The following is a 13922-nucleotide window of genomic DNA, read 5'->3' on the forward strand; positions in this document are numbered from 1 at the left end:
CCGCGGACGGATAACGGCCGAGCCCGTCCCGCATCGCGCGGGACGGGCTCGGTCCGTTTCGGGAATGTTCCTCAGAGCTGTGTTGTTGGCATGAACACGGGTAGTTGGTGGTGGAGGACACCGACCCGTGACGCTATCCGGCCGATGCCTACCCGCGGCACACGCCGACGGAAACCCGCCCACGTGGAGTACCGGCGCGCTACGTTGGAATCGCATACCGACAGTGCCGCAGTGGGATGCGAGTGGCCGGGCGGATAACCGTTCCGGTCTCTCGGTGCCGCCGATTCGTCAAGAGGGCGAGGTGGTGAAATGAATCCACAAACGCGTTCGGGCTCGGCCGGTCGGATGGAAAAAGCCGGCCGTGAATCGGCCGAGGCCGTATCGGACCGCGGTACATCGGACACCTCGGGCTCGGGCCGTGCGGCCGAGGATCGCGCCGAGTCGGAGCCCACGCGGCGTGTCACCGCCGGTGCCGAGGTGGACACCAAGTCCTACGAGCCGTTGCGGATCACCGAAGAACTCGGCGATATGGGCTTGTCGGAGGCACAGGAAATCGGCCGCGGCGGATTCGGCGTGGTATACCGCTGCGTGCAGAAGAGGCTGGACCGTGTGGTCGCGGTTAAGGTGCTGTCTTCCGATATCGATCTCGAGAGCCGAGAGCGGTTCCTGCGTGAGGAACAGGCGATGGGCCGGCTGTCCGGGCATCCGAATATCGTCGACATCCTGCAGGTGGATATGACCTCCGGTGGGTTGCCGTTCATCGTGATGCCTTTCTGCAACCGCGGTTCGCTGGAACAGGTGGTGCACAAACTCGGCCCGCTCAGCTGGGCCGATACCCTGCGCGCCGGCGTGAAACTGGCGGGCGCGATCGAGAGCGCCCATCGGGCGCATATCCTGCACCGAGATGTGAAGCCGGGGAATGTCCTGATCAGCCCGTACGGGGAGCCGCAGCTCACCGATTTCGGGATCGCCCGGGTCCCGGGTGGCTTCCAGACCTCCAGCAGCCTGATCACCGGCTCGCCCGCCTTCACCGCGCCCGAGGTGCTCAAAGGCGACGACCCGACCGTGTGCTCGGACGTGTACAGCCTGGGTTCCACTCTGTTCGCCCTGCTCACCGGGCACGCGGCCTTCGAGCGCCGGGCCGGGGAGAAGGTGGTGGCGCAATTCCTGCGGATCACCACCCAACCCATCCCGGATCTGCGTGAGCAGGATATTCCCGCCGACGTGGCCGCCGTGATCGAACGCGCCATGGCACAGGACCCGCAGGACCGGCCGGTCTCGGCATACGAGTTCGGGGAGATGCTGCGCACCGCCCAGGTGAATCACGGGCTGGTGCCCGACGAGATGGCCCTGTTGGAGACGGAGATCATTCCGACCGAGGCGGCCCGCACCGATCGGGAGACATCGCGGACGACCGGGACGCTGCCCGCGGTCACCGCCCCCCGCAGTTGGCCGCTCTACCTGCATCCCTCGGCGCCGCGTCCGCACAATATCGCCGGAACGTCCCTCCCGGGTGCGGCGGTCGCGACCACCCTGCCACCGTCTCCGACGACGAAGTTCCGTCCGCCCACTCCCAGTCGCGAGCCGCTCGCCCGCCCCCGTCTGCTGGAGGTCCTGCGGTCGGGTGGGCGGCGTCGGCTCGCCGTGGTCCACGCGCCGGCCGGTTTTGGCAAGAGCACCCTGGCAGCACAGTGGCGCGACGAACTCGCCGCCGCGGGTACGGCGGTCGCCTGGATCGGTATCGACAGCGGCGACAACAACGCGGTCTGGTTCCTCGCGCATCTGGTCGAGGCCATTCACCAGGTCAGGCCTGATATCGGTACCGGACTCGGCCAGGTGCTGGAGGAGCGACCCGACGACGCGGTGGCCTATGTGGTGAGCACCCTCGTCGATGAACTGCACACCAGCGGCGAGTCGGTGGTGGTGATCATCGACGACTGGCATCGCATCACCGACGAGGGCGCCCGGCGAGTGTTGTGCGATCTCCTCGACGGCGGCTGCCACCATCTGCGCTTCGTCGTGACCGGCCGGGAACAGTCGGATCTGCCGGTGAGCCGAATGCGGGTACAGGACGAACTGGTGGAGGTCGGCCTGACCCAGCTGCGGCTCACCCGGGACGAAACCGAGGAGATCCTGGTACGGCGGCAGGGTTGCCCGCTCGATGACGATCGGCTCGACCGGCTCTACACCGCGACCGAAGGCTGGCCGGCCGCCGTCCAGTTGATCTGTCTGGCGCTGCGCGACAATCCCGACCCCGAACGGTTGCTCGAGCGGTTGGTCGAGGGCGGCCACGGTATCCGGCAGTATCTCGCCGAGAACGTGCTGGACACACTGGAACCGCAGATGTTGGAGTTTCTGTCCGATATCTCGGTCGCCGAAAAGGTGTGCGCGTCGTTGGCGACGGCGCTGAGCGGTGCCTCCGACGCCCAGCAACTGCTCGAACAGGCCGAACAGCGTGAGCTGTTCCTGCACCGGGTCGACGACGACCCCGAATGGTTCCGGATACAGCCGTTGTTCGCCGAGCATCTGCGTGCCCGGTTGGAACGCACCCGGCCCGGACGGCTGAAATCCCTGCACCGCAAGGCCTCCCTCTGGTATGCGGAGCATCAGCTGCTCCGTAAGTCCGTGGACGAGGCGTTGGCGGCGACCGATCTGAAAATGGCGCTGGACCTGCTCGAGAGCGGCGGCATGGACTTGATCGACGGTTCCCGGTTGGGGACTCTGCTCGGTTCGGTCTCGAAACTTCCGGTTTCGCAGGTGGCTTCCCGGTCCAAGCTGCTGATGGCAGTGGCCAGGGCGAATGTGAACCTGCAGCAGTCCTCGGCCGCACGGTCGGCCCTGGGCCGGCTGTCCAATGTGCTTTCGCGCGGTTCCCCCGACGACGGCGACACGGAGCGGCAGCGTTGCCAGGCGAGTGTGTTGGCCGCCGCCGACGACGTATTCCACGACCGGCTCGACGGCGTGCTCGACAAGGTGAGCGAATCCCTGCAGCATCCGGACGACCTGCCGGCGTGGACGGTGTCGACGGCGGCAAATGTCGCCGCCTATGTACGGCTGTGTGAATTCGATTTCGCGGGTGCCCGTGAGCTGGAGGAGTGGGCGAGCCCCTATCACCAGCGGTCCAAGGAACCGCTCGCGGAGATCTTCGCGCTGTGCGGCCGCGGCCTGCTCGCCTTCGAACAACTCGATATCGAGACCGCGCTGCGTTATTACCGGCAGGCGTACGAGACGGCGAAGGCACGGTCGGGGCCACGGTCACACGGTGCGCGGACGGCCGCCGGGCTGCTCGGTGAACTGGAGTATCGGCGCGGCGACCTCGAAGCCGCCGAACGGCTGCTGGACGAAAGCTACCAGTTGGTCGCCCGGATCGGGCCGATCGAATCACTGATCGCCACCATTGTCGGCGGCGCCCGCGTAAAGGCGGCCCTCGGCGATCCGGTAGCGGCCGGAATCCGGTTGGACGATGGCGGCCGTATCGCCGACGACCACCAGCTGACCAGGCTGGGGGCCTATATCCGCGCGGAGCAGATACGTCTCGGACAGGTCGGCCAGGACGAATCCACCCTACGGGCCGCGAACCTCGGCGGGCAGGCCACGGTCGATACCGCACCCTCCGGAAAAGCATCCGGCGCGATAGCCGTACTGACCACCGAAGCGCTCGAGATCGCCGCCATTCGGGAGCTGCTGGTCACCGGCGGCCCCGACGATCTGGACCGCGCGGTGCGGCGGGCCCGCGCCCTCTACGGCCGCACCTATGAACAGCAGCGGCCCCGAGCCCAGCTGGATATGTCCCTGCTGTTGGCCGAATGCCTGGCCGCCGCCGGCTGGGTGGGAGAGGCCGCCGCCCTGCTGGCCTCGGCAGTGGCCACCTGCGCGGAATTCCACTGGACGAGGCCGCTGTTGGACAGCGGTCCTCGCGTCGTCGAAATCCTGCGCGTGCTCCGCGGTGATCTGCCGCTCACCGCCGCGGACGGTGCGGAAACGGCCGGCGCCGTCCGCACCATCGGCGATGTCCGGTTGCCCGTCCGATTCCTGGACGAACTCCTGAGCTGAACGGTTGCTCCGCCGAACGCCGGGTCAGGGCTGCCACCAGGGCCGCAGCGGAAGGTTCGCGCGCCCGTCCGGGCCCGGTCTCACCCCGAGCACCTGGTGCAACTGCACCACATTGCGCTGGAAGCCCAACCGGCTGCCCGCCATGTACAGGCCCCACACCTTCGCGGTGCCCTCCCCGGCTTCCGCCACGCAGGCGTCCCAGTTGGCGACGAGGTTCTTGCACCATTCCGCCAGGGTGAGCGCATAGTGTTCGCGCAGGTTCTCCTCGTGCAGCACCTCCAAACCGACATTCTGAATCTCGGAGATGATTCGGCCGGAACCGATGAGTTCGCCGTCCGGGAAGACATAGCGGTCGATGAAATCACCGGCCTTTGTGGTACGCAGATTGCCCGGGCGGGTTATGCAGTGGTTGAGGAACAGACCGCCGTCGCGCAGCTTGCTCTTGATGTAGTCGAAGTAGAACGGGTAGTTGTGGACGCCGATATGTTCGGTCAGGCCGATCGAGGAGACGGCGTCGAAACCGGTTTCGGGCACATCGCGGTAATCGGAATGCCGCACCTCGGCCAGGTCGGACAGGCCCTCCTCGGCGATCTTCTGCTGTGCCCACTGGGCCTGTTCGGCCGAGAGCGTGGCGCCGATCGCTCGAACGCCGCGTTTGGCGGCATACCGCACCATCCCGCCCCAGCCGCAACCTATATCGAGCAGCCGGTCGCCCTCGGACAACCGCAGTTTCTCGAAGACCAGCCGGTATTTGTTCTCCTGGGCCTGTTCCAGCGTCCAGTCCTCGTCGCCGTAGCAGGCGCAGGTGTAGGTCATCGACGGGCCGAGGACATACTCGTAGAAGGTATTGGAGACATCGTAGTGGTGATGGATGGCCTCCGCGTCGCGCGCCTTGGAATGGCGCAGGCCTTCCAGCGCGATCCGCTGCCAGCGCGGGAGTGCCTCCTGCGGCGGCGGCGCGACCGGACGCAATTGTTCCCAGCCCAGCGAGCGGGCTATGGTCAGCAGGGCCAGTGCCGAAGGCCGGCGGAATTTCATCTCCGACATGGCCTTCAGGAACTCGTACGGATCGCCGGGATGAACACCGGAGGCGGTCATGTCGCCGGAGATGTACGCACGGGCCATGCCGAGGTCACCGGGCGCGGTCGCCAGATAGTTGATGCCCCGCGGAGTGCGGATATCGAGAACGTAGGAGGTATCGGCCGGGCCGGTGCTGCTGCCGTCGTAGGCCTTCAGCCGGATGGGGACGTCGCCGTCGACCAGTGTCTCGAAGATTTCGGCAATACTGAGCCGAGTTGCCAGGTCCGCGATGTCGGTGGACCGTTCCTTGAATATCGTCATTTACGTTGCACCGCCTTCGAATACAAGCCCAACAGGCGCTGATCGGGATCGTAGCGCTTTTTCAGTTCCGAATAGTTTTCGCCACCATACAGTGCCGCGAATTCTTCCGGCTCGTAGTACGAATCCGAGTACAGCGATTTGTGTCCGTCGAATTCGGTGACGGTTTTCTCGATGGCCCTGTTCGCGGCACCTTCGATCTCGCCGGGCACGGTCGGTACGGCCGACCAGAAGCCGATATTGACGTAGGTCCGGTCCGGCTGCAGCGGATACAGCGGCCAGGTCCGAGCCGTGGACCCGTTCCCGCTGTCCCGCAGACGAAGCGGGCACAGCCAGATCGGTTCGATAGGGATCTCGCGCAGGAACCACTCCAGGAAATCGGCGGTGCGTTCCACCGGCACCTCGATGTCCTGAACAACGCGTTCGCGGGGCGGATTGCCCTTGCGGGCCTCCAATCTGTCGCCTATGTGATATCGGTGATCGAGGGCGATGAGCTTCCAGTAGAAGCTGCTGCGTCGGTAACGTTTCGGCCAGAATCGACGGATTTTCGGGTTCTGGGTGCCGAACGCGCGAGAGCACCAGAACCAGTCGGTGTCCCAGCGCCACAGATAGTCGTGGATGGTGAGCCGATCGCGTTTCGGCTCCGGACCGGCGTGCTGAATGGAACGGTAGTAGAGGTCCATCCCGGTGTAATCGCTGACCGGTCCCGGCTCGTCGGTCTGCCGGCCCAGGATCAGATAGCTTTCCGTGGCGTCGAAGACGACCCCGTCGAGATAGTCGACCCGTTCGCCGTCGTAGCTGTGCTCGGTGACGACCCGGTCCAGGGTGGCCTCGAGTTCGCGCAGATCACGGAAGCGCACGTGACGCAACGCGACATAGGGCTGTACGGGTTCCAGTTCGATCTTCAGTCGGGTGGAGTAGCCGAGCGTTCCGTACGAGTTGGGGAAACCGCGGAACAGGTCCGCGTGCTCGCCGTTCGGTGTGGCGGTGACGATCTCGCCCCCGCCGGTGAGCACATCCATTTCCACAACCGATTCGTGCGGCAGGCCACTGCGGAACGAGGTCGACTCGATACCGAGCCCGGTGACCGCTCCGCCGAGTGTGATGGTCTTCAACTGCGGAACGACCAACGGCGCCAACCCGTACGGCAGGGTCGCGGCGACCAGATCCTCATAGGTGGTCATACCGGCGACATCGGCCGTCCCGGTGTCCGGATCGACCGCGATCACCTTGGTCAGCCCGGAGACATCGAGTCCGGGAGCGGTGTTCTCGGCTCTGGCCCGGAACAGGTTCGACGTCTTCTTTGCCAGGCGCACATTCGCGTCCGACGGGATGGCTCGATAGCTCGCGAGTAGCCGCTCGACGCCGGCTCGATGCGCGGCGAACCCGGATTCGTATGCGGCCGGTGGGTGGCCGGCCTTCCCCAACAGACTCACTGCCACGCCTCGACGCTAGTACCAACGATCGTGGCAGGCCAGCGCGAGGTGGGTCACCTGTCCGAAATGTCACGTACACGTTGCATCGTGTTCGACCGAACGGCGGGGCCGACGGCCCGGGCGCGGTGTGGTCCACCTGCTGTCGGACGCCCCGGGCGCGGCAGGCAGGATGAGACTGTCGAGAATTCGCATCCGAACAAGGAGTTCATTGTGGGACAGGTCAATGCCGACAGTTCGATCGTGGTCTCGGCGGACCCGCAGCGCGCGCTGGCGGCGGTCGCCGACTATGTGGAGGTGCGGCCGCGGATCCTCTCCGCGCACTACCGGGACTACAAGGTGATCGAGGGCGGTCAGGGCGACGGAACGGTGGCGCAGTGGACGCTGCAGGCCACCGAGAAGCGTGTCCGCAATATCCGGGCCCAAGTGTCGGTGGCCGGCACCGTCGTCACCGAGAAGGACGCCAACTCCAGCCTGGTCAATACCTGGACCGTCACCCCCGAAGGGACCGGTTCCAAGGTCACCCTGGCCACCACCTGGCAGGGCGCGGGTGGGATCTCCGGCATCTTCGAGGGCATCTTCGCCCCCCTCGGCCTGAAGAAGATCCAGGCCGAGGTGTTGGAGAACCTGAAGCGCGAACTCGTCTGAGCCGTCGCGGACCACAGGACCCGGTCGGTCGAGGCCGGCCGCGCCGCCCGGTCCGGCCGGATCACCGTCGGTCCGTCGCGGCCGGATCAGTCCTCGGTCGCGGCGATATCGAACAGATTGCCCTCGGGGTCGGCCAGGGTGCTCCAGCGAATGCCGACCTCGTGGAAATCCCCGATATGTTTCGCACCCAGCGCGACCGCCCGCTCCACCTCCGCGGGCAGGTCGGCGGCCATCAGGTCCAGATGAACCACGTTCTTGCCGGGAGTGCGCTCAGGTACCTTCAAGAACATGAGACCGGGGCTCTGCCCGCCCGAGCGGCCGATACTCGCGTAGAACTCGCTCGCCTCGCCGTCGACCGGGATATCGAGTAGCCCGGCATAGAAATCGGCGAGCGCGGCGGCGTTCGCGCAGTCGAAGGTGATACACGCGAGTGTGGGTGCCATGGGTGGATGTCCTGTCGTGGGTCGGGCTGTGCCGGCTCGCATCATGCACCGACCCACCGACAAGAACGGAAACACCTACGCCGGAACGACTCAGGCCAGAACGAACGTCAAGAGCAGAGGCGTCTGAAACGCTCCGCGCCACCAGGAGTAACCGAACCACACCCCCGGCGAGACCTCTCGGATCTCGTCCAGCAACTGCGGGGTCGGCGAGGGGGCGTAGTCGAGCAGCCAGCTCGGTTTACCGTCGAACGGGCTCGGGCCTGGATGGACATCGGCCCGCCAGGCCTCGAGACCGGCACCGGTGACGCGGTTCATCAGATAACCACCGCTGTTCGGCCCGGTGTAGCCGGTATAGAAGGTCTTGCCGAGCCACAGTGGCGGAGCCACCTGCTGCATGAACGGCGGGCGGGCGATCCAGCCGTTCTTGACCCCGGACGGCACCGCGCCGGCCGAGGCGGCGACGTAAATGGTGTCCTGCTGCTCGGGTGTACAGCGGAAACGCAGCGAGTCGACGGTGACAGCGCGGTTGTCCGGGTCGATAACGCATCCGCCACCGTAGTCGGTGACCTGTCCGGGTGTTGCGGTTGCCATGGCTGCGGTGGGGAATACGGCGAGCGCCGCAATCAACGTGCCGAGCAGTCGTGCCTTGTTTATCGTTTCCCTCCACATACCAATTGCTCCGAGCCCCGGCCTTACTGCTCTCGCCGAGCAGTTCAATGGTAGGCGACACGCGTGCCGGATGTAGAGGCGTCATGAGGTCTAGGCTGAACTGTGACAACACTCCGCAGAGAGGAATACCGTGCAGCCAGACGGCCAGTTCGATATGCAGCAATTACTCCAGCAGGCCCAGCAGATGCAGGAGCAGGTGATGGCGGCGCAGGCCGAGCTCGCCGAGGCCGAGGTCTCGGGCCAAGCGGGCAACGGGCTGGTCGAGGTGACGATCAAGGCCAGCGGTGAGGTGGTATCGCTGAGCATTGATCCGAAGGTCGTCGATCCCGACGATGTGGAGACCCTGCAGGACCTCGTGGCGGGTGCGATCAACGACGCCATGGTCAATGTGCAGCGGTTGGCGGCCGAGCGGCTCGGCCCGTTGGCCGGTGGTGGTATGCCGGGCCTGCCCGGTTTCTGACCGGTCGGAGCGCAGCAGGTGTACGAAGGCCCGGTCCAGGATCTGATCGACGAGCTGGGCAAACTGCCCGGTGTCGGTCCCAAGAGCGCCCAGCGTATCGCGTTCCACCTGTTGCAGGTGGAACCGCCGGAGATCGACCGGCTGCAGGCAGTATTGCAGAAGGTCCGCGACGGGGTGCGTTTCTGTGCGCTGTGCGGCACGGTCGCCGAGGGCGAGCTCTGCCGTATCTGCGCCGATCCGCGGCGCGACCGCACCATGATCTGCGTGGTCGAGGAACCCAGGGATGTCCAGGCGGTCGAGCGCACCCGCGAGTTCCGCGGCCTCTACCACGTACTCGGCGGTGCGCTCGACCCGCTCAGCGGCGTCGGCCCGGATCAGTTGCGGATTCGGGAGTTGCTGGGTCGGATCGGCAACCAGACCGACGGTATCGATGTCACCGAGGTGATCATCGCCACCGATCCGAATACCGAGGGCGAGGCGACCGCCACCTATCTGGTGCGGATGCTGCGCGATTTCCCCGGCCTCACCGTCACCCGTCTGGCCTCGGGCCTGCCGATGGGCGGTGATCTGGAATTCGCCGACGAGCTGACACTGGGTCGGGCGCTGTCGGGTCGGCGTGCACTCTAGGCGTATCGGCGACCGTGGGAGGCTAGAGCTCCAGACGGCTCCACGGCAGGGCGTCGAGCCGGGCACGGTCGCCGGTCGCCCAGTCCCAGATCAGTGCCGCGACGGTATCGGCTCCCGTCACGGTCGTGCCGAAGTGCCGGTCGGGGCCGCCGTCGCGGTACTCCAGGGTGAACTGCTCCTCGGACAGGCGGTAGGTCTGGATATACACCTGTTCGGCGCGTTCAGCGATCAGGTAGGGGTTCGGCTCGGCCAACTCCCGCACCCAGAGCCCGGCCAGCGTCTCGGTGAGATAGGGGAATTCTCCCGCCCCGCCCAGTGTGACGCTGACCGGCACATGTCCGGTCGGGTCGACCAGCCAGGCCAGCTGCGGATCATAGACGGCGTAGTGACGTGGGGTCGCGAGCTCGAACAGTAGCGCCCGGGCAAAGCCGATGGCATCGTAGGGACTGGGCACATACAGTGCCGAGCCGGTCGGGATACCGCCTATGGGAGCCGTGCTGAGGAAACTGTCCTCTTCCGGCAGTTCGGCATTGCGCGCGTTCACCTCCGCCGCGATCGCCGCCACCTCGTCGGTCTCGGGCCGTCCCTGCTGGGCCGACAGGTAGGCGTCCACCTGCGCGGGCGTGGACGCGACACCTGACGGCAGCAGAACGTGGTCGTAGCTCACCCGGCCAGACTACGGGCCGGGCGGTCCCCGCCGCGCTCGCGGTTCCGGCCGGACCGAGGGGTCAGGCGCGCAGGCGCTCGCGGCGGAGTTGGTCGACCTCGGGCAGATCCAGTGGTTCGAGGTGATCGACACCGAGGGCCCGGGTGAGGATGAAGTCGGCCAGTTCCGGATTACGGGCCAGCGCGGGGCCGTGCATGTAGGTGCCCAGCACCGACCCCTGGACCACTCCTTCCAGCCCGTCGCCCACCCCGTTGCCGACCCCGCGGGTGACTCGGGCCAGACCCCGGGCCTCGGGGCCGAGGGTGGTGCCGCCGCGGTGGTTCTCGAAACCGGTGAGCGGCGCGCTCAGGCCCGGCAGTAGTGGTGTCGTGGTCACCTCGCCGATGGCGCGTCGGTCCTGCGGGGACGTGGTGGCGTCGAGCAGTCCCACCCCGTCGACCCGTTCCCCGCTCGATGTCTCGTACCAGTGCCCGAGTACCTGGATGGCGGCGCAGATCGCGAGCACTGGGGCCCCGCGCTCGGCGGCCCGCTGTAGACCGGGATACCGCTGCAGATGCCGGGTGGCCAGCCGCTGCGCCGAATCCTCGGCGCCGCCCAGGGTGTAGATGTCCAGCAATTCCGGAACCGGTTCGGGCAGCGTGATTTCGACGACCTCGGCGTCGATCCCGCGCATCCGCAGCCGTTGCCGCAGCACCAGCGCGTTGCCGCCGTCACCGTAGGTGCCCATCACATCGGGCAGCACCAGCCCGATCCGGACGGTCGATTCGCTCATGAGGCTGTGTCCTTTCGGCCCGCCCGGGCCTCGAGATCCCGGTTCAGATCGCGGAACGCGGTGTAGTTGGCCAGTACCTCCACCCGTCCCGGCGGGCAGGACGCGATGGCCCGCAGCGGATTCGGCACCGTGGTGTGTTCGACCCCGGCGTAGGTCAGCCGCACTGCCAGGTCGGTGGCCCGTTCCCCGGCGGCGACCACCTGCATACCCTCGAAATGCTCGAACCGCACGTCCCACAGCCAGGACAGATCCTCGCCGTCGGGCACCTGGCCGTTCACGGCGATCACCAGACCGGCCGCGGTCGAATCGATCATCGACAGCGCTTCCTGCCAGCCGGCGGGGTTCTTGGCCAGCAGCAGGCGGGCCGAGTGCTCACCGAGCTGCACGGTCCGGTAGCGGCCCGCGATCTCGCGTACCGTCCCCGTCGCGGCGCATGCCTCTTCGGCGGAGGCGCCCATGGCCACCGCGGCCGCGACGGCCTGGGCGGCGTTACCCCGGTTCGCCCGTCCGGGTAGGGCGAGCCGCAGCGGGAGGCGCACCCCGTCGGGTCCGCACAGTTTGTCGCCGTCGAGCCACCAGTCCGGCTGCGGGCGCCGGAAATCGGTTCCGGTGCTGTGCCAGTCCTCGCCTTCCCAGAGGATCGGTTCCCCACTGCGCGGGCAGCTGGTGGCATCGATCGCCCAACCGCTGCCCGCCGCGACCCACACCACATTCGGATGGTCGTAGGCGATGGAGGTGACCAATACGTCGTCGCAGTTGGCGACGACGACGGTATCGGGATGGCGGGCCAATCCCGCCCGCAGCCGGCGCTCGATCATATTGATCTCGCCGACGCGGTCCAGCTGGTCGCGGCTCAGGTTGAGCAGCACCACCGCGGCCGGGTTCAGCGAATCGGTGACATGTGGCAGATGCAGTTCGTCGACCTCGATCGCGGCCAGCGGCGCACCCCGGTGCACGTTCAGCGCGGAGACGATACCGGCATCCATATTGGCGCCGTCGGCCTGGGTGGCGACCTCGCCGAGGGTGCTCAGCGCCGCGGTGGCCATCCGGGTGGTGGTCGATTTGCCGTTGGTGCCGGTGATGAGCACCGTGCGCCTGCCCCGGCCCAACTGGTCCATGATGGTGGGGTCGATCTTCAGGGCGATCAGCCCACCGATCATCGACCCTTTGCCACGCCCCGCCTTCTGCGACGCCCATGCGGCGGCCGCTGCCAGTCGCAGCGCGATCCGTCCGCGCACCGATATGTCTGCCACGCCGCGCAGTCTAATGTTCGCCTGTTGCGGTGGTGTTCCGCGCGGGCGGTTCATCGGTAGTAGGGCGCGCCTCCGTACTGCTGCGGACCGCCGTCCCTTCCGCCGCCGTCGGCGTAGGCGAAATCGTCGGCGACCATGGCGGCCAGTTCGAGGAGGGCGCGGCGAGTGGGTTTGTTCACCAGTTCCAGGTCGATCTCGGCGCCCTCGGCGAGGTGATCGTCGAAGGGCACGACCTGTACCGCTCGCGTCCGGTCCAGGAACAGTTTGCGCAGATTGTCGATATTGACCGTCGACGAACCGCGTCGTGAGGCATTGACCACCACCACCGTGCGCTCCACCAGCTTCCCGTAGCCGTGGTGGTCGAGCCAGTCCAGAGTGGCCGAGGCGCTGCGGGCGCCGTCGATGGCCGGTGAGGTCACCAACACCAGTGAGCTGGCCATATCGAGCACCCCGGACATCGCCGAATGCATCAGTCCGGTACCGCAGTCGGTGAGGATGATGTTGTAGAACGACTGCAGGATGCCGATGGCCTTGCGGTAGTCGGCCTCGCTGAACGCCTCCGATACCGCCGGATCCTGTTCGCTGGCGAGCACTTCCAACCGACTGGGCGCCTGCGAGGTATGGGCGCGCACATCCGAGTACCGCGTGATGCGCTGGTCCTCCAGCAGGTTGCGGACCGTCGAGCGAGTCTGCCGCGGCACCCGGTGGGCGAGAGTGCCCAGGTCGGGGTTGGCGTCGATGGCGATGACCCGGTCGCCGCGCAACGACGCGAAGGTCGAACCCAGCCCGACCGTCGTCGTGGTCTTGCCGACGCCGCCCTTGAGCGACAGGATCGCGATCCGGTAGTCACCACGCACCGGCTGATTCACCCGCTCGATCAGATCACGGTGGACGATATCGGCCGAGGACTCACCGGGGTTGATGACACCGCGCGAAACCTTGTGCACGGCCCGCCGCCATCCGCTGCGGGGTGCCCGGCGGGTCCGTCGCAACAGGTTCAGATCATTGATCGACTGTCCCGGCTGCGGGGCGTGCTGCGGCTGGGGCTGGTACTGCTGCGGTGGTGGTGGCAGTTGCCCGGCAGGCGGACCGGGCGGCTGATACGTGCCGGTATTCCATGAACCGGAGGGGTATTGGCCGGTGGTCGGTCCGACGGGCGCGACCGGCGGTTGATAGGGCGGCGGTGGCGGCACCTGCGGTGGCGCCCAGCTGTAGATCGGACCGCCGGACCGATCGGTTTCGGCCTGTTGTCCGGACAGGGCGTCGGGGGTGCCGCCGGCCGCCTGCGGGTAACCGCCTACCTCACCGGTCGGGCCGGTGCCGATATTCGCGGACGGACCCGCGGGGCCAGGGGATTCAGCGAGCGGGGCCGGATTGTACGGCCCACCGGGCTCGCCGTACTGCCCAATGGGTGGGTTGTACGGCCCACCGGGCGGACCGTACTGCCCGCCGGGCGGCGGACCGTACTGTTCACCAGGAACGTTGTACGGTCCGCCGGGCTGGTTGTACAGCCCACCAGGCGGACCGTATTCGGCGCCGGGTGGGCCGTATGGGCCGCT

General features: G+C 67.1%; 12 protein-coding genes. 4 read left to right on the top strand and 8 right to left on the bottom strand.

What is annotated here, in order from left to right; genetic code table 11:
* The first annotated feature begins 309 nt into the window (after positions 1-309).
* On the top strand, positions 310-4053 hold the full coding sequence (locus ON20_RS01055) for a serine/threonine-protein kinase (RefSeq protein ID WP_083864435.1): 3744 nt from the start codon (positions 310-312) through the stop codon (positions 4051-4053).
* Positions 4054-4077: 24 nt separating this feature from the next.
* Here ON20_RS01055 and ON20_RS01060 read toward each other — a convergent pair whose 3' ends face one another.
* Together ON20_RS01060 and ON20_RS01065 are read right to left on the bottom strand one after the other, a co-directional pair.
* Positions 4078-5394: a class I SAM-dependent methyltransferase gene (locus ON20_RS01060; RefSeq protein ID WP_040832932.1), complete on the bottom strand. Its 1317-nt coding sequence runs from the start codon at positions 5392-5394 to the stop codon at positions 4078-4080.
* Positions 5391-6818 (bottom strand): FAD-binding oxidoreductase, encoded by a 1428-nt coding sequence (locus ON20_RS01065; protein ID WP_040832942.1) that lies wholly within the window; start codon positions 6816-6818, stop codon positions 5391-5393. The genes ON20_RS01060 and ON20_RS01065 overlap by 4 nt, the downstream gene beginning before the upstream one ends.
* A 219-nt stretch (positions 6819-7037) precedes the next feature.
* Between ON20_RS01065 and ON20_RS01070 the strand changes: the two genes are divergently transcribed.
* Complete coding sequence (locus ON20_RS01070) at positions 7038-7472, top strand: SRPBCC family protein (RefSeq protein ID WP_040832933.1); 435 nt, start codon at positions 7038-7040, stop codon at positions 7470-7472.
* An 86-nt stretch (positions 7473-7558) separates the two neighbouring features.
* Here ON20_RS01070 and ON20_RS01075 read toward each other — a convergent pair whose 3' ends face one another.
* Positions 7559-7915 (bottom strand): VOC family protein, encoded by a 357-nt coding sequence (locus ON20_RS01075; RefSeq protein ID WP_040832934.1) that lies wholly within the window; start codon positions 7913-7915, stop codon positions 7559-7561.
* Between the two features lie 90 nt (positions 7916-8005).
* Positions 8006-8584, bottom strand: a complete 579-nt coding sequence (locus ON20_RS01080) for a hypothetical protein (protein WP_040832935.1) — start codon at positions 8582-8584, stop codon at positions 8006-8008.
* Positions 8585-8714: 130 nt separating this feature from the next.
* Between ON20_RS01080 and ON20_RS01085 the strand changes: the two genes are divergently transcribed.
* A complete protein-coding gene (locus ON20_RS01085) occupies positions 8715-9044 on the top strand; it encodes a YbaB/EbfC family nucleoid-associated protein (protein WP_040832936.1) in 330 nt (109 codons plus the stop codon).
* Positions 9045-9062: 18 nt separating this feature from the next.
* Entirely contained in the window at positions 9063-9671 is a 609-nt protein-coding gene (recR, locus tag ON20_RS01090; protein ID WP_040832937.1) for a recombination mediator RecR, read from the top strand.
* Between the two features lie 22 nt (positions 9672-9693).
* On the opposite strand, the gene ON20_RS01095 is transcribed toward recR, so the two are convergent.
* From ON20_RS01095 to ON20_RS01110, 4 genes are all read right to left on the bottom strand, one after another.
* On the bottom strand, positions 9694-10338 hold the full coding sequence (locus tag ON20_RS01095) for a hypothetical protein (protein ID WP_040832938.1): 645 nt from the start codon (positions 10336-10338) through the stop codon (positions 9694-9696).
* Between the two features lie 61 nt (positions 10339-10399).
* Positions 10400-11110, bottom strand: coding sequence for a type 1 glutamine amidotransferase (locus ON20_RS01100; protein WP_040832939.1), 711 nt, complete (start codon positions 11108-11110; stop codon positions 10400-10402).
* Entirely contained in the window at positions 11107-12363 is a 1257-nt protein-coding gene (locus tag ON20_RS01105) for a Mur ligase family protein (protein WP_051161361.1), read from the bottom strand. Before ON20_RS01105 ends, ON20_RS01100 begins: the two co-directional genes overlap by 4 nt.
* A gap of 50 nt (positions 12364-12413) precedes the next feature.
* A partial coding sequence (locus tag ON20_RS01110; protein ID WP_438803361.1) for a MinD/ParA family ATP-binding protein occupies positions 12414-13922 on the bottom strand: 1509 nt, incomplete at its 5' end.

The organism is Nocardia brevicatena NBRC 12119 (assembly GCF_000308495.1).
GTDB classification, from domain to species: Bacteria; Actinomycetota; Actinomycetes; order Mycobacteriales; family Mycobacteriaceae; genus Nocardia; species Nocardia brevicatena.